Origin of the sequence: Elioraea sp. (assembly GCF_022842375.1) — a bacterium.
Lineage (GTDB): Bacteria > Pseudomonadota > Alphaproteobacteria > Acetobacterales > Acetobacteraceae > Elioraea_A.
This window is the reverse complement of the sequence record NZ_JALHPR010000011.1, coordinates 1-14,712: the sequence shown is the minus strand read 5'-3', so window position 1 is coordinate 14,712 and position 14,712 is coordinate 1. Positions and strand designations below refer to the sequence as shown.

General features: G+C 70.5%; 16 protein-coding genes. 3 read left to right on the top strand and 13 right to left on the bottom strand.

All coding sequences use genetic code 11. The features are described 5' to 3' along the window. Nucleotides 1-6 precede the first annotated feature (6 nt). A complete protein-coding gene (locus Q0C38_RS11255; RefSeq protein WP_291297187.1) occupies nt 7-1,071 on the bottom strand; it encodes a methylated-DNA--[protein]-cysteine S-methyltransferase in 1,065 nt (354 codons plus the stop codon). A 285-nt stretch (nt 1,072-1,356) separates the two neighbouring features. Between Q0C38_RS11255 and Q0C38_RS11250 the strand changes: the two genes are divergently transcribed. Then, on the top strand, nt 1,357-2,055 hold the full coding sequence (locus tag Q0C38_RS11250) for a PEP-CTERM sorting domain-containing protein (RefSeq protein ID WP_291297186.1): 699 nt from the start codon (nt 1,357-1,359) through the stop codon (nt 2,053-2,055). A gap of 63 nt (nt 2,056-2,118) precedes the next feature. On the opposite strand, the gene Q0C38_RS11245 is transcribed toward Q0C38_RS11250, so the two are convergent. Further along, nucleotides 2,119-3,492 carry an esterase-like activity of phytase family protein gene (locus Q0C38_RS11245; RefSeq protein ID WP_291297185.1) on the bottom strand — a complete coding sequence of 458 codons (1,374 nt, stop codon included), beginning with the start codon at nt 3,490-3,492 and terminating at the stop codon, nt 2,119-2,121. Nucleotides 3,493-3,625: 133 nt separating this feature from the next. Here Q0C38_RS11245 and Q0C38_RS11240 point away from each other — a divergent pair, with 133 nt between their 5' ends. Next, the gene (locus Q0C38_RS11240) at nt 3,626-4,531 is read left to right on the top strand and encodes a LysR family transcriptional regulator (protein WP_291297184.1); all 906 of its coding nucleotides are present in this window, start codon (nt 3,626-3,628) and stop codon (nt 4,529-4,531) included. Nucleotide 4,532: 1 nt separating this feature from the next. Here Q0C38_RS11240 and Q0C38_RS11235 read toward each other — a convergent pair whose 3' ends face one another. The 10 genes from Q0C38_RS11235 to acdA form a co-directional block, all read right to left on the bottom strand. Further along, nucleotides 4,533-4,727: a hypothetical protein gene (locus Q0C38_RS11235; protein WP_291297183.1), complete on the bottom strand. Its 195-nt coding sequence runs from the start codon at nt 4,725-4,727 to the stop codon at nt 4,533-4,535. Between the two features lie 4 nt (nt 4,728-4,731). Continuing rightward, complete coding sequence (locus Q0C38_RS11230; RefSeq protein ID WP_291297182.1) at nt 4,732-5,295, bottom strand: tetratricopeptide repeat protein; 564 nt, start codon at nt 5,293-5,295, stop codon at nt 4,732-4,734. A 19-nt stretch (nt 5,296-5,314) separates the two neighbouring features. Further along, nucleotides 5,315-6,688, bottom strand: a complete 1,374-nt coding sequence (gene glcF, locus Q0C38_RS11225) for a glycolate oxidase subunit GlcF (protein ID WP_291297181.1) — start codon at nt 6,686-6,688, stop codon at nt 5,315-5,317. Between the two features lie 6 nt (nt 6,689-6,694). Beyond that, a complete protein-coding gene (locus tag Q0C38_RS11220; protein ID WP_291297180.1) occupies nt 6,695-7,027 on the bottom strand; it encodes a hypothetical protein in 333 nt (110 codons plus the stop codon). A gap of 42 nt (nt 7,028-7,069) precedes the next feature. Beyond that, nucleotides 7,070-8,293: an FAD-binding protein gene (locus tag Q0C38_RS11215; protein WP_291297179.1), complete on the bottom strand. Its 1,224-nt coding sequence runs from the start codon at nt 8,291-8,293 to the stop codon at nt 7,070-7,072. Beyond that, the gene (locus Q0C38_RS11210) at nt 8,286-9,710 is read right to left on the bottom strand and encodes an FAD-linked oxidase C-terminal domain-containing protein (protein ID WP_291297178.1); all 1,425 of its coding nucleotides are present in this window, start codon (nt 9,708-9,710) and stop codon (nt 8,286-8,288) included. The genes Q0C38_RS11215 and Q0C38_RS11210 overlap by 8 nt, the downstream gene beginning before the upstream one ends. A gap of 181 nt (nt 9,711-9,891) precedes the next feature. After that, the gene (ykgO, locus tag Q0C38_RS11205) at nt 9,892-10,017 is read right to left on the bottom strand and encodes a type B 50S ribosomal protein L36 (RefSeq protein WP_291297177.1); all 126 of its coding nucleotides are present in this window, start codon (nt 10,015-10,017) and stop codon (nt 9,892-9,894) included. 90 nt (nt 10,018-10,107) lie between these two features. Then, entirely contained in the window at nt 10,108-11,046 is a 939-nt protein-coding gene (locus Q0C38_RS11200) for a hypothetical protein (RefSeq protein WP_291297176.1), read from the bottom strand. A gap of 86 nt (nt 11,047-11,132) precedes the next feature. Beyond that, nucleotides 11,133-11,483, bottom strand: a complete 351-nt coding sequence (locus Q0C38_RS11195) for a cupin domain-containing protein (RefSeq protein WP_291297175.1) — start codon at nt 11,481-11,483, stop codon at nt 11,133-11,135. A gap of 5 nt (nt 11,484-11,488) precedes the next feature. Further along, the gene (gene acdA, locus Q0C38_RS11190) at nt 11,489-12,757 is read right to left on the bottom strand and encodes a 3-sulfinopropanoyl-CoA desulfinase (RefSeq protein ID WP_291297174.1); all 1,269 of its coding nucleotides are present in this window, start codon (nt 12,755-12,757) and stop codon (nt 11,489-11,491) included. Nucleotides 12,758-12,921: 164 nt separating this feature from the next. Between acdA and Q0C38_RS11185 the strand changes: the two genes are divergently transcribed. Then, nucleotides 12,922-14,145, top strand: a complete 1,224-nt coding sequence (locus Q0C38_RS11185) for an ABC transporter substrate-binding protein (protein ID WP_291297173.1) — start codon at nt 12,922-12,924, stop codon at nt 14,143-14,145. A 5-nt stretch (nt 14,146-14,150) separates the two neighbouring features. Here the strand turns inward: Q0C38_RS11185 and Q0C38_RS11180 are convergent. After that, on the bottom strand, nt 14,151-14,712 hold a 562-nt coding region (locus tag Q0C38_RS11180), incomplete at its 5' end, for a DUF533 domain-containing protein (protein WP_291297172.1).

Here is a 14,712-nt window from a genome sequence, read left to right as displayed (position 1 = left end):
GCGGGCTCACTCGGCCGCCTCCGCCTCGAGAAGCGCGCGCTTCCGGGCGAGCCCCCAACGATAGCCGTGCAACCCGCCGTCCTTGCCGATGACGCGGTGGCAGGGAACCGCGAGCGACACGGGATTGCGCGCGCAGGCGGTCGCCACAGCCCGCACCGCGTCGGGCTTGCCGAGGCTCATCGCCACGTCCGAGTAGGTGCGCCGCTCCCCAGGCGGAATGGCGCGCAGCGCATCCCACACACGCTTCTGGAATGCGGTTCCCAGCAGGTCGAGTGGCAGTGCGAGGCCACGACGCGGCGCGTCGAGATAGCGCAGCACGGCGGCGAGGTGGGCGGCGAGCGCCACGTCGTCGGCGACCACGGTGGCGGCGGGAAAGCGCCGGCGGAGATCGGCCTCGAGGGCGTCGCGCGGCTCTGCGAAGCCAATGAAGCAGACACCGCGGCCTGTCGCGCCGACGAGAAGCGGTCCGAAGCGCGTGTCGGCCAGCGCGGTGCGGATCGTCTCGCCATGCCCGCCGCGACGTGCCCTGCCGGGGCTCATCCCGCCTGTCGCGGCGTAGGCCCCGCGGAGGCTGCCGAAGCCGGCGCCGAAGGCGGCGGCGGCGACGTCCTCGCCCCGCGAGAGCCCCTCGGCCAGGCGCCGCCCCTTCAACGCCGCGGCGTAGGCGCGTGGCGTCAGCCCGGTTGCGCCCTTGAACAGGCGCAGCAGGTGGAACGGGGAGTAGCCGGTACGGGCGGCGAGGTCGGCCAGCGTCGGCGTCTCCTCGGCGGCGGCGATCGCGTCCGCCACGGCGCGAACGACGGCAGCGGCGGCCGTCGCTTCAGGCGCCGCCCTGGGCACGCAGCGGCGGCAGGCGCGGAACCCGGCTGCCTCTGCGACCTCCGGCGAAGCGAAGAAGCGGAAATTCTCCCGCCGCGGCAGCCGCGCGGGGCATCCGGGCGCGCAGTAGATCCCGGTGGTGATCACGCCGGCGACGAAGCGGCCGCGCTGGCTTCCGTCACGCGCGGCGAAGGCGGCCCAGGCCTCGTCATCGAGCAGCGAACCGGTTCTGGCGAGGGCAGCGCGTGGCATCGGGGCATCCTCCGTCCTGGGGGTGAGCATGACTAGCCCCTCCCCTCCCCTGGCTGCGCCGCGCCGCTTGCGGTCGAAGCGTCGCTCCGGCCGGAATTGACATTTGTCCGTAAGCGATCACGACAGGGACTGTCGGGTAACGTTCCAGTGTATGTGATCGACGCGGATCCCTGACGGAGCAAATCATTGTAAAGATTGCGTTTTTTTAGTGGCACGACGTTTGCTTGAACGTTACTCGATTGGCCGTCACGCAAGCACAGCGGCCTCTCACAGGAGATAAAGCACATGAGAAAACTGCTCCTCGCGAGCGTCGTTGCAGTGAGCGCCAGCCTCGCCGCGACGAACGCCAACGCCCTCAGCATCGGTACGACACCAAGTGGCGGGTCAAACCCGAACAACGTGATCGGCGCCGTCGAGGGCTTGTTCGGCGCCACCTGGTTCCTCAATGCCGGGGCGGCGACGACGATCGACGTCTACTACCTCGGCTTCGAGGCTGGGGCGACGAACAGCTTCGCGCTGAACGGCAACACGAAGCAGACCGTCGGCGGCGGCAACACGGGCCTGTCGTCGCTGTTCGGCGGCGGCACCGCACCGGTCCTCGTCGGCTCGGAGCTCGTCGCCCCGGGGCTGATCAACTTCAGCTTCACGACAAGCTTCAACGGCCCGGCGACGGTGACCAACGCCAACAACCCGGAGCCGCCGGCGGTGCCGAACTTCTTCTCGACGGTCACGACCTGCGGCGCTGACATCAACACCTGCGTGTTCGACACGACCCTCAACGGCTCGACCGCGTTCGGCGGCAACACGCTGCTGATCGCCCTCGACGATGGCGGCGCAGGCGTTGACGACAACCATGACGACCTGGTCATGGTGATCAAGATCTCGAACGGTTCGTTCAGTGTTCCCGAGCCTGCCACGCTTGGCCTGCTCGGTGCCGGCCTGCTCGGCCTCGGCTTCGCCGCACGGCGTCGCCGCAACGCCTGAAACGACCCGAACCTACGGGTCAACTGGGGGGCGGCGCCATCTCGGCACCGCCCCCTTTCTTCGTCAGCGGGCCGCCAGAAGCTCGGGCACGCGGATCAGGAAGAACTCGTTGTCGGCGGCACGGTCGAGCGCGCGGCCGGACGAGAACGGCAGGTTGTTGTCGACCGCCACCATGATGTGCGTGTCATCGACGCGCATGACGTTCTCGATGGTGAAGAACGGCACGGTGTAGCGGCCCTGGAGCGGCGGGTTCGCCGCCGTGCGGATACGCCCCAGCCCCTCCGGGTCGGCCAGGTTCATCAGGTCGACATGGCCGATCTTCCTGACGAAGCCATTGGCGTCGACCTGGGCGAGATCGATCACATAGACGCGCTTGAACCGCGCCGGATTGGGGAAGCAATCGGGGCGCGGCTGGTTCGGCGCGGCGCAGGCGAGAGAGGGGTCGCCCTCGCCGTCGTCACGCTCGATCACCAGCGCGCGCGTGGCATCGATCATGTTGAAATCGCCGATCGCGGTCGCACCCTGCTCGAGGGCGTATTTCACGCTGCGGCCGGTCCAGCGCGCGGCGGCAGTATCGAACTCGATCACGCGGAGGACGTTGCCCTCCGCCTGCCCCTCGGCTGTCAGGATCGGCTTCTCGAGCATCGCCCAGAGGCGTGAGCCGTCAGGCGTCACCGCCATGCCCTCGTAGCCGCCGGTGCGCGGCACGCGCCAGTCACGCCCCGCGGCGGCCGGCTGGACGAGGCCCGGATGGTCGGGGCTGCGCAGCGCCTGGCCGTCGAGCATCGTCTCCCACAGGCCGGTGATGCGGCCATCGAGCGTGGCGCGGATCAGGTAGGGGCCGAACTCCTCGCCGATCCACACCGTGTCGCCGACCACCTGGATCGATTCGAGATCGAAATCGGCGCCCGTGAGATAGCGCTCGCGCGTGCCCTCGTTAATGATCCGGAACGGTACCACCTTGTCGGGGTCGCGGAGGAAGATCGTCTGGCGCAGCTCGACGCTGCCCTGCTGCCAGTTCGGCATCACGCGGTGGAAGAACAGCAGCGCATCGGGGCTGTTGCGGCGGTTGCCGAACCCGTTGTCGGTGATCGTCCAGAACGATCCGTCAGCGGCACGGTTCATCGCAAAGCCAGAGAAGCCCTGCAGCGGCTGGCCGATGAAGGGGAAGGAGATGCCGGTGGTGCGGTTGCCGTTCATCGCACCGGTGTTGCCCATCACGCTCATCGGCCGGTCGACGCGGAGATTGCCGGGGCCGGCGAACTTGCCGCTCACCCACGCATCGGCCGGCGCATCGGCCGGCGGGGCGATCAGGCTCAGAGCGGGGACGAAGGCATGGCCCGCGAGAGTCGCAGGGAAGCGCTGGTCGGCGGCTGCGGGCAGCGCGGCGAGCATCGTCGCCCCCAAAAGGGCAGCGGCAAGGCGGTGGCGGATCATCGGCATGTCCCTCCGGTTCCTGATCGAGGCGAGAGCGATACCGCGCGCCTGTTGCAGGGCCATGACGGCCGCGTGACGCTTCGGTGGACATGGCCTATCCGCGACGCGGCCGGGCGCGGCATACTCCGCCGCCATGGCCGACCAGCTGCGCAATCTCGACCTCAACCTGCTGACCATCTTTGCCACCATCATGGAGGAACGATCGGTCACGCGCGCGGGCGAACGGCTCGGCCTGTCGCAGCCGGCCACGTCGGGCGCCCTCGCGCGGCTGCGCGACACGTTCCGCGATCCGCTGTTCATCCGCACCGGCCGCAGCTTCGAGCCGACGGCACGCGCGTTCTCGCTCATGGAACGCCTCGGCCCCGCCATGGCGGCGCTGACCGAGGCAGTGGCACCCGCGATCCCGTTCGACCCGGGAACCGATGCGCGCGCCTTCCGCATCGCCTGTGCCGACGACATCGCCATCCCGCTGCTGCCGCGGCTGATGCCGGTGCTGGGCGAGGAGGCACCGCACTGCACGCTGACGGTCCGCAAGGGCGACTGGAAGACCATCCCCGGGCAGCTTGAGAAGGGCGAGGTGTCCACGGCGCTCGGCTACATGGCCGATGACCTTCCCGCCAACGCCAAGCGGCGCACGGTGGTGACCGGCCATTTCGTCGTTCTGCGCGCCGACAGCGACCCCGATCCGATCTCGCTCGACGCCTATGCCGCGCGGGCGCATGTCCTCGTGACACCGGCCGGCGACCTGCGCGGGAGGGCCGACCAGGCGATCGAGGCGCTGGGGCGAAGCCGCCGCGTCATCCTGGGGCTGACCGATTTCGCGCTCCTGCCCTCGGTGCTGGCGGGCACGGCGCTGGTCGCGACGGTGCCCAACTTCGTGGCCGAGACGCTTGCCGCCCAAGGGGGGTTGAGGATCGATCCCACCCCCTTCCCCGCGCCCGAGGCGATCATCTCCATGGCCTGGCGCGGTGCGACCGACGCCGACCCGGCGGAGCGCTGGTTGCGTGGGCGGATCGTTGCCGCCCTGAAAGGCGGCTGAGCTACAGCGCGCGGGCCCAGGTTTCCGATACCAGCGTGGGGCCGAAATGCTGCTCCTCCTCGCTTGCGACGCAGCAGAAGCCCGCCTCCTCGTTGGGCCGCCAGGCGGGGACCAGCGCGGCGTGGGTCCGGAGCTCCATGCGCCGATAGCCGGCGTCGCGCAGGACGATCTCCCTGCCGCCTGGCTCCTGGAGCATCCGCTCAGCTCTCCTCGCCAAGTGCCCTGCGGCGGAGCTCCTTCAGCCGTGCCTCAGAGCCTGCCATGCGCGGGTGGATGGTGAGCGCACGCTCATAGGCCCTGAGCGCGCCAGTATGGTCGCCGCGCCTTTCCTGGATGCTGGAGAGGCCGGCGAGCGCGCCGAAATGCCTGGGCTCGCGCGCCAGCGTCTCCTGGATGTCCTTCACGGCGTTGTCGTAGTCGCCCATCAGGAAATACGCGGTCGCACGCTTGTTCCAGCCCTCGGGCATCTCGGGGGCGAGCGCGATGACCGCGTCGAAATCCTCCACCGCATCGGGGAGCGAGCGCGTCTCGAGATGGCGGAGACCGCGGCGCATCAGGAGCTGCACGGCAGGGCTGCCGGCCTGCACCCATCTGTGCCAGATCTGTGCCTCCACCGCGCGGGCGGAGGCATCGTCCGGCGCGATCTTGAGCGCCTCGAACATCTGGTCGAGCGTGAGTTCGCGCCGCCGCGGCGGCGTCTGCGCAAGCGCGAGGCCGGGGACGGCAAGGACCGCGAGGATCAGCGAGCGGCGAAAGGGCGCCATGCCCACAGCATCAGGCGTGTCAGGCGGGTTCCGCAAGTCCCGCGTGCGTGAGGCCCAGCTGTGACAGCGCCGGGTGGGCGGCGAGCGCGGCAGGTACCGGGCCGCCTGCCATCCAGTCGAGCAGCAGCACCGAGTGGATCACCGGCGCGCCGCCCTCGGCAGCGTTCCGCGCGGAAAGCTGGGTGATGCAGCCGATATTGCCGGTGGCCACCACATCGGGCCTGGTGCGGGCGATGTTGCCGCGCTTGCGCTCGCGCAGGCGGCCGGCGATCTCGGGTTGGAGCAGGTTGTAGGTGCCGGCGCTGCCGCAGCAGATATGCCCCTCCGGCACATCGGCCACCGCAAAGCCGGCCTTCTTGAGCAGCGCCTTCGGCAGCGTCGTCAGCTTCTGGCCGTGCTGCATCGAGCAGGCGGAGTGGTAGGTGACGCGCAAGGGCGGCGGCGTGCGCGTCGGCGCGTAGCCGACCATCTCGAGCACCTCGGTGATGTCCTTCGCGAGCGAGGCGACCTTCGCTGCCTTGCCCGCCCAGGCAGGGTCCTCGCGCAGCATGAAGCCGTAATCCTTCACCGTCGTGCCGCAGCCCGACGCGTTGATCACGATCGCATCCAGCCCCTCGCCCTCGAGCTCGGCCGTCCAGGCGGCGACGTTCCGCTTCACCGAGGCGATGGCAGGGTCGTGCATGCCGAGATGGTGCACGAGCGCTCCGCAGCAGCCCGCTGCCTTCGGCACCACCACCTCGACGCCGAGCCGCGTCAGCAGCCGGATCGTCGCCTCGTTGATCTCGGGTGCGAGCACCTGCTGCGCGCAGCCGGCGAGCAGGGCCACGCGGAAGCGGCGCTCTCCCGCCGCCCTGTGCGTACCAGGCCGTTCGACCGCGCTCGGCGAAGGAACGGTGCGAGGTGCGAGGCTGAGCATGGCGCGCAGCCGTTGCGAGAGCGCACTGTTGCCGGGGATGAACCGCGCCAGCGGCCGGGCTGCCCAGGCGCCGAGGACGGCAAGGCGGAACAGCCCGACGCGCGGCAGGATGGCGGCGAGCACGCGGCGGATCGCCTTTTCCGGCAGCGGCCGCTCGAACGTTTCCTCCACGTGCCTGCGCGCATGGTCGATCAGGTGCATGTAGTGGACGCCGGAGGGGCACGTCGTCATGCAGGAGAGGCAGGAAAGGCAGCGGTCGATGTGCTGCACCACCTCGGCTGTTGCCGGGCGGCCGTTCTCCAGCATGTCCTTGATCAGGTAGATGCGCCCGCGCGGGCTGTCGAGTTCATCGCCGAGCAGCAGGAAGGTCGGGCACGTTGCCGTGCAGAACCCGCAATGGACGCAGGTGCGCAGGATGCCGTTGGCCTCCCGCGTATCGGCGTCGCGCAGCTGCTCGTCGGTGAAGGTGGTCTGCATCCGCGCTCAGCCATCCGCCCTGGAGGCGGCGTCGGCACCAGCCTTCGCACCGCCATGCGGCAGCGCCAGCAGCACGAAGGCGACGCCGAGCAGGACGAAGTTCATGCCGTAGATGCCCATGAACATCGTGAAGCTCTCGGTACGGAACAACTCGCCCGAGGCGATGTCCCACACGAGGCCCGCCAGCGCGAGGAACCCGAACACGAAGGCAAGCCCGTCACGCGCCCATTCCGCCCGCGAGCGTGAGCCCGCGTGCAGCACGTCGAGGAACAGGAGCGTCAGCCCCGTGAAGCCGAGAGCAAGCACGGGCAGAAGCAGAAGGAAAAACAGGATCGTCACGCGGGCCCCCTCATCCCAGCACCGGACACACAACCGACAGCATCATAGCCCGGCGAACACGCGGCCGGGACCGAGAATCCCCTTCGGATCGAACGCCGCCTTCACGCGGCGGCTCAGGGCCGCGAGCGCTGGCACCTCGTCAGGCACCACGGGCAGCGCGGCACGGAGGGGGCCGGGCGCGCGCATCGTCCAGAACACCCCAGCCGCCGCGCCCGCCGCAGCCATCACCGCGCGCTGCGAGGCCTCGGTGCCGGGGCCCGCCGCCCAGACGAGCCCGCCGCCCCAGTCGAGGAAGCCCCTTAGCCCCGCCTCGCCCAGCGCCGCCAGAGCACGCGCGCCGGCGGAGGGACGGACCGAGAGGCGCCACACGCCCTCGCCCGTGGACGGCGCCAGCGGCACCGCATCACGCACCGCGCGCCAGAGCGGGAGCGAGGCCGCCGTGTCGAGCCGATCGGCGCGCCCATGTGACGCGAGCAGGGCCGAGAGACTGTCGGTGCGGTAGGGGATGAAATCGGCGAACTCCTCGATGCGCAGCAGCGTCGCCGATCCGCCAGGGCCGAGCAATGCCGCCCCATCGGGCAGGAAGGCGGCACCGGTGACGCCGAAGGGAGAGCCGAGGCCGGCCGAGAGGGCACTGACCGCAGCCTCCGCGCCAAGGCCGCGCAGCACGAGCGTCGCCGTCGCCTCCGGTGCCGGCAGCACCTTCAGCGTCACCTCCGTCAGCACAGCGAGCGTGCCGCGGCTGCCGGACAGGAGCTTGCAGAGATCGAGGCCGGTGACGTTCTTCAGCACGCGCCCACCGGAGGTGATCACCTCGCCCATGCCGTTGACGGCGCGGATGCCCAGCACCTGGTCACGCATCGCACCGAGCGCGATCCGGCGTGGGCCGGAGAGGTTGCAGGCCACCGCCCCGCCGATCGTCGGCTTTCCATCAGCCATGCCGTCCTCGGGGCCGCAGATGGCAGAGAGATCGGGCGGCTCCGCCACCAGGTGCTGGCCCTTCTCCGCGAGCGCCTCCTCGATGTCGGCAACCGGCGTCCCGGCGCGGGCGGAGACGACGAGTTCCGCAGGGCTGTAGAGGGTGATGCCGGTGAGCGCGCGTGCGCTGACCGCACCCGCCGCCTGCACCGGCCGGCCGAACGCCGCCTTGGTGCGGTTGCCCCAGACGGCGAGCGGCGTGCCGGCCGCGTGGGCGGCGGCGACGAGAGCGGCAAGTGTCGCCTCGCTCGTGGGCGCGTCGACCGCAGGGGATGTGAGCTCAGGCATCGACGAGCGGGAACACCTTGTGCGGGTTCAGGATCCAGCCGGGGTCGAAGGCGGTCTTGATCCGCTTCTGCTGGTCGAGGTCGACCGGGCCGAACTGCGCGCTCATCAGGTCGCGCTTCTCGATGCCCACCCCATGCTCGCCCGTCAGGCATCCGCCGAGCGCGACACACAGGCGCAGGATGTCGGCGCCCAGCGCCTCGGCACGGTCGAAGCTCGCGGGGTCGTTTGCGTCATACATGATCAGCGGGTGGAGGTTGCCATCGCCGGCATGGAACACGTTGGCGACCTGCAGCCCATACTGTTCCGAGAGCGCACCGATGCCGCGCATCGCCTCGGGCAGGCGGCCCGGCGGGATCGTTCCGTCCATGCAGAGATAGTCGGGGCTGATGCGACCCACCGCGCCGAACGCGCCCTTCCGCCCCTTCCAGATCGCGAGGCTCTCCTCGGCCGTCGCAGCCACCCGCATGGTCGAGGGGGCATGCCGCGCGCAGATCGCCTGGAGGCGGGCGAGCAGCGCGTCCTGCTCCTCGGTCGAGCCTTCGACCTCGATGATCAGCAGCGCCTCGGCATCGAGCGGGTAGCCGGCATGGGCGAAGGCCTCGCAGGCATGGATGCAGGGCCGGTCCATGAACTCGAGCGCGACGGGAATGATGCCGGACGCGATGATGTCGGCCACCGCCTGGCCAGCCACATCCGTCGCGCCGAAGCCGACGAGCATCGCCCGCGCGCCTTCGGCGGCACGGAGGATGCGCACCGTCACCTCGGTCACGATGCCGAGCTGGCCCTCGGAGCCGGTGATGAGGCCGAGCCAGTCGAAGCCCGCCGCATCGAGATGGTCACCGCCGAGGGTGAGGATGTCGCCCTCGACCGTCACCATCGTCACGCCGAGGAGGTTGTTGGCCGTGACGCCGTATTTGAGGCAATGCGCGCCGCCCGAGTTCATCGCGACGTTGCCGGCGATCATGCAGGCAAGCTGGCTTGACGGATCGGGTGCGTAGAAGAACCCGTCCCCCTCGACAGCACGCGTGATGGCGATGTTGGTGACACCCGCCTGCACGCGGGCGAGACGGTCGGCATAGTCGACCTCGAGGATCGCGTTCATGCGCGCGACGCCGATCACCACCGCATCCTCGAGCGGCAGCGCACCGCCCGAGAGCGAGGTGCCGGCCGCGCGCGGCACCACGCGGATGCCGTTCTCGTGGCAATACTTCAGCGCGGCGGCGACCTGCGCGGTCGTCTCGGGCAGGACGACGGCAAGCGGCACGCGGCGATAGGCGGTGAACCCGTCGGTCTCGTAGGGCTTGAGGCGAAGCGGCTCGGCGATCACGTTGCCGGCGCCGAGGCGCGCGACAAGGGCTGCGACGATCTCCTCGCGCCGGGCGAGGATCTCGGCCTTCGGCTCCGGCATCGCCAGCATGGGTGTATCTCCGCTCCGCTCCGCTCCGTTCGCCCAGAAGTGACGCTTCGCGGGGCGGCGCGCAAGACGGCGATCAGCGATGGGCTGCACAAAGCAAGACCGCCGGGGCTGCCCACGGCGGTCGGAACATCAGCGACATGGCGCGGCCGAGGCAGCGCGGCAGGTGATCAGCGCGCCCGGCTCACCCCTGGCGGACCTTCATCCGCGGGTTCTTCTTGTTGATCACGTACAGCCTGCCCTTGCGGCGGACGAGCCGGTTGTTCTTGTCCCGCGCCTTGGCGGTCTTGAGCGAGTTGCGGATACGCATGGTTCACCTGTCAGGGCGGTCGGTTCGGCGCGAGGGGCGGGTGATAGGGAAGGCCGGCAATCCTGTCAACCGCAGGCGGGATCGGGCTGCTCAGCGCCTGATCGCGTGCCAGCGCATGAGTTTCAGCCTGCCGGAGCGGATCAACGCAAGGCGGCGCAGCCAGAGTTCCGCCTCCTGCACGATGGTCAGCGCCTGCTGCGCCGATGGGCGCTGCTGCTGCAGCAGCTCCACCATCGACCGCCAGCTGGCGGTGGCCTGGGCGACATGACGCGCACTGATCTCCTCGGCGATGCGGATGTCGAGCCCGTGCTTGGCGAGCAGGGCTGTTTCCTCCTTCGCGCCAAGGAGGTGGACGGGGTTTCGGTCAAGCCGCATCCAGGCCTTGGCCGTCGCGTCACTGGGGTCGAGCGGCGTCTCGCCGAGGGTGAGGTCGGTGATGACGACCTGGCCGGCTTGCTTCACGGCGGCCACGAGAGCGGCGACAACGCCTGGCTTGTTCTCGATCGTCCAGAACGCCTCCTGCACCAGCGCGTGCTGGTAGTAGTTGGCGCGGAACTTCGGCGCTGCCGGGTCGAGCGGCTTGATGTCGGCCTTCTTCTCGAGCTGCGCCTTCTTCGAGATGGCCGATGCGGCGAGGGCAAGGTCAGGTTGCTGCTCATAGCCGCTGACCCAGGCGCCGGAGGCCAGCGTGATCGCCCGCGCCGCGCCCCCGGTGCCGGCGCCGAGGTTCAGGAGGGAGTGGGAGGATTGGAGCCCTAGCGGCTTGGACAGGCGCAGCGCCTCCTCGTCGCCGCCAGGCCCGGTGTAGCCCTCGCCCCAGAGGGCGGCGACGAAGCGCAGCCGCGCCGGCGTCCACGCCCCAGGGGGATCGGGAACGGGGGTTGGCGGCGCGTCGTTCAGGGCTTCCGCATTCATGGCCTGCCGTCCGGGTTGCTGGCCCGCCGCGCGCGCGCGCGCCTGGGCCTTCTCTGCGCTGCCGTCGCCGAAGGCGCCAAACCAGTTCACCACGCCGGAAAGCGCGGTCTTCATAGGCCAGAATGCCCTGTCCGGTGCTGTTCCATCGCGTCCGTTATCGCCAGAGCGGATGGAGGAAGGCTTAACGCAGCCCGGTATGTCTACGTGCGCGGATGTTCGCCGAACTCGGTCAGCACGTAGCGGACGGGGCCTTCGCCCACGACCGAAGGCTTGTGGCGGTGCGCCTCGCCTGCGGGAATGTGCAGCATGTCGCCGGGGCCTGCCTCGACCGCATGGTCATCGAACTCGTAGCGCAGGCGTCCATCGAGGACGAAGATGCTATGGCCGGTGATGCACCAGTCAGACGGCGGGCCGCCAGGCCGCCGCTCCTGGAAGCGGAGCGCGATGCCGAAGCCGGGGAAGCTCGCTTCCTTCACCGCAAGCAGATAGCCGTCACCGAGCGTCGCGGCCTCCGCGCCGCGGACCAGGTAGGGGCTCTCCCTGGAAGGCACCGGCCTTACTCCGCCGCCGTGCGCCGGGCCGCCTCGCGCAGCCAGCCGTCGCGCGTCTGCGGAAGCCTGGTGCCGAGGATGCTGGCGGCGACGAGGTTGCGCAGGATCTGCGCCGTGCCGCCGGCGATGGTGAACATCCGCGCGTCCCGTACCAGCCGCTCCATCGGGTTGTCGCGGGCATAGCCGGCGCTGCCCCAGACCTGAAGGGCGTCGTTCGTCACCTTCACCGCCGTCTCGGCGGCGAGGATCTTGGCCTTGGCCGCCAGCACGGCGTCAGGAAAGCCGTTCGGGCCCTTCGACCGGGCGGCACGGTGCACCATCGCGCGGGCGGCATCGACCGCCACCGCCATGTCGGCCAGCATCCATTGCAGGCCCTGGAACTCGGCGATGGGGCGTCCGAACTGCTCGCGCACCTTGGCATAGGCGACCGCGTGCTCGAGCGCCCCGGCGGCGATGCCGAGTGCGACGGTCGCCGCGCCCACCCTCTGCGCATTGTAGGCGTCCATCAGCGCGGCGAAGCCGCGGCGGAAGCCGCCGGGGCTCGGCAGCACCATCGCATCGGGGATGAACAGGTCTTGGAAGTCGACCACCGTCTCGGGGATGCCGCGCACGCCCATCGCATGCTGCCGCGCGCCGATCACGAGGCCGCGCGGCTCGTCCTCGCCGCGGCGGATGGCGAGGAACCCGCCGATGCCCTGGTCGGTGCCGTCCTCGAACACGCGCGCGAAGATCAGGTGCAGCTTCGAGACGCCGCCGCCCGTGATCCAGTGCTTGCGGCCGTTGATGACCCACCCGCCGGGCCGGCGCTCGGCCCGCGTGGTCATCTCGGTCGCGGCGGAGCCGGCATCGGGCTCGGTGATGCAGATGGCGGGCTTGTCGCCCTCGCGCAGAACGAGGTCTGCGGCGAGGCGCTTCTGCTCGGCCGTGCCATAGGCCATGACGGCACCGAGCGCGCCCATGTTGGCCTCGACGGTGATGCGGCCGGCAACGGCACACCGTCGCGCCATCGCCTCGATCACCAGGACGGCGTCGAGATAGGATGCGCCATGGCCGCCCTGGTCGCGCGGGATTGTCATGCCGAGGAAGCCCTCGTCGCGCAGCGTCGCGACATGGTCCCACGGATAGGCTTCGGTGCGGTCGATCTCGGCGGCACGTGGGGCGATGCGGCTTTCCGCCACGGCTGCGGCACGTGCGGCGAGCGCCGCTTCCTGCGCGTTGAGCTCCATACTGCGCTCCCCCTGCTGATCGATCAGGGCCGGTCGATCACGGTTCATCGATCTGTGTAGTCGCTTCGGGCGGCGGCGTGAACAGGCCGAATTGCATGGAGGCCCATCAACACAAAGCCGGGAACCGTCTTTCAATCGAGACGCTGCGGGTCCATTAATGACGCATGATTGGGATGGGGGATCGCGGGCGCGGGGATGGCGCACGCATACGGATGCGGCCGGGACGCCGCGCGCTGATCAGTGCGCTCACCGGCGCGCTGGCTGCGCTCGCGATGCCGACGCTTGCCCGCGGCCAGGCACGCCAGTCGCCGCGCCTCGGCATCCTCCTGCGCGGCGGCGCGCAGGGCCTCATCGTCCGCCACGGCGCGAAGATCGCGGCAGAGCTCGCGAACCGCCGCGGCAGGCCGCTGGCACTGCGCTTCGCCGAGTCGGGGGGCGATGGCGAGGTAGCGCAGCGCGCCGTCACCCGGCTGATCGACGATGGCGCCGACGTCGTGATCAGCACCTGCGGCGAGGCAACGACGCTCGCGGCCCTCCAGGTGGCGGAGCGACGGGAGACGCCCCTCATCATCGCCTGCGCAGGCGCCCCGGGCCTCACCGACCGTGGCGCGCGCATGGTGGTGCGCAGCGCGCCGACGATGAGCCAGCTGATCGGACGCGGCCTCGGCCTGATGCGTGACCTGCATGCGGCGGCCGCCCTGCCGCTGCCACAGCGACTCGCACTCGTCCACAGCCAGTCGCCGGAAGGGGTGGTGATGCGGACGACGCTCAGCGCCGTCCTGCCCGCCACGAACCTGCCGATCGAAGCCTACACCGAGATCGCCCTGCCGACCGGACCGGTGCAGGCTGACGATCTGCTTGGCATTCTCGCCCTCCTGCGCGCCGCCGACGCTGACTTGGTGCTGGTCGAAGCGCCGCCGCGGGCCGCTGCCGCCATGATCGGGGCGATTCTGGCCGATGGCGTGCGGCCATCCGGGTTGGTCGCCTTCGGCCTCTCGGGCCTTGCCAGCGAGGCGGTGCTCACGCTGCCGCATGCGGCTGGCGAGAACCACATCACCTTCGCCCCCTGGCCGGAGCCGCGCAGCCCCGTGACGGTCGAGGTCAGGAGCCTCTTCGCCAGGCGGAACCCACCGGCGCGATTCGAACTCGTGCAGGGCGAGCTTGCCCTCACGGTCGATGCCGTGCTGCTGGCGAGCGAGGCGATGACACGCCAGCCCGCCGCCCGCGGCCCCGCACTCGCCGCCGCACTCCGCGCAACGGTGCTGACCCAGAAGATGATGCGCGGCCCGCCGATGCGGTTCGACGCACGCGGCCAGAATACCGCCCTGCCCTCGGTCGCGCTGCAGAACCAGGGCGGCAGGCCGGTCGTCGTGCTGCCGCAGGAAGGGGCGGAGGCTCCGCCGATATGGCCCAATCCGGCCCTGATAAAAATCTAGTTAAATCAGCCGGCTCCGAGTCTTTTTTCAATCTCTGCCGCAGCGCGTGCATCGAGCCCGGCGGCAGCGGAAAACGCCGTCAGCCAGGCCCGCTCGGCCGCCGCCACCTCGCCAGCCGCCAGATAGGCAGCGGCGTAGACCTGCGCGGCGAGCACAGGGTCGGTCACAGCGGCGGCGATCTCGGCGACACCGGCAGGGGCCGCGAATTCGGCCAGCACGAGGTCACGCTCGGCCTGGTCGAGGCCTGCCTCGTCGAGCTGTGCCGCGATGCCCCCACGCTCCGCGGCATCGAGGCTGCCATCGGCCTTGGCGCAGGAGATCATGGCGCGGAGGATCAGCAGCGCCTCTGCATCCTCGGCGCCCGGTGCCGATGCGGCGGGCGTGCGCGGCGTCCGGGCGGGCGAAGACCAGGGGTTCGCAAGGGGTGCAGCGGTGGGGGGCGGCGCCGGCGCGTGTGGGGGGGCGACATCGACTGGCGCGTTCCCCCTGCCGCTCCGCGACGGGGCTGGCGCCTGCGCCTGGCCGCCGCCGAACACCGAGCCGAGCACGGCGCCGGCCAGCGTGGCG

Excerpts from the sequence above, each read along its gene's own strand:
- Q0C38_RS11255 (WP_291297187.1), bottom strand. The coding sequence starts at position 1,071 with ATGCCACGCGCTGCCCTCGCCAGAACCGGTTCGCTGCTCGATGACGAG.
- Q0C38_RS11250 (WP_291297186.1), top strand. The coding sequence starts at position 1,357 with ATGAGAAAACTGCTCCTCGCGAGCGTCGTTGCAGTGAGCGCCAGCCTC.
- Q0C38_RS11245 (WP_291297185.1), bottom strand. The coding sequence starts at position 3,492 with ATGATCCGCCACCGCCTTGCCGCTGCCCTTTTGGGGGCGACGATGCTC.
- Q0C38_RS11240 (WP_291297184.1), top strand. The coding sequence starts at position 3,626 with ATGGCCGACCAGCTGCGCAATCTCGACCTCAACCTGCTGACCATCTTT.
- Q0C38_RS11235 (WP_291297183.1), bottom strand. The coding sequence starts at position 4,727 with ATGCTCCAGGAGCCAGGCGGCAGGGAGATCGTCCTGCGCGACGCCGGC.
- Q0C38_RS11230 (WP_291297182.1), bottom strand. The coding sequence starts at position 5,295 with ATGGCGCCCTTTCGCCGCTCGCTGATCCTCGCGGTCCTTGCCGTCCCC.
- glcF (WP_291297181.1), bottom strand. The coding sequence starts at position 6,688 with ATGCAGACCACCTTCACCGACGAGCAGCTGCGCGACGCCGATACGCGG.
- Q0C38_RS11215 (WP_291297179.1), bottom strand. The coding sequence starts at position 8,293 with ATGCCTGAGCTCACATCCCCTGCGGTCGACGCGCCCACGAGCGAGGCG.
- Q0C38_RS11210 (WP_291297178.1), bottom strand. The coding sequence starts at position 9,710 with ATGCTGGCGATGCCGGAGCCGAAGGCCGAGATCCTCGCCCGGCGCGAG.
- ykgO (WP_291297177.1), bottom strand. The coding sequence starts at position 10,017 with ATGCGTATCCGCAACTCGCTCAAGACCGCCAAGGCGCGGGACAAGAAC.
- Q0C38_RS11200 (WP_291297176.1), bottom strand. The coding sequence starts at position 11,046 with ATGAAGACCGCGCTTTCCGGCGTGGTGAACTGGTTTGGCGCCTTCGGC.
- acdA (WP_291297174.1), bottom strand. The coding sequence starts at position 12,757 with ATGAACCGTGATCGACCGGCCCTGATCGATCAGCAGGGGGAGCGCAGT.
- Q0C38_RS11185 (WP_291297173.1), top strand. The coding sequence starts at position 12,922 with ATGCGGCCGGGACGCCGCGCGCTGATCAGTGCGCTCACCGGCGCGCTG.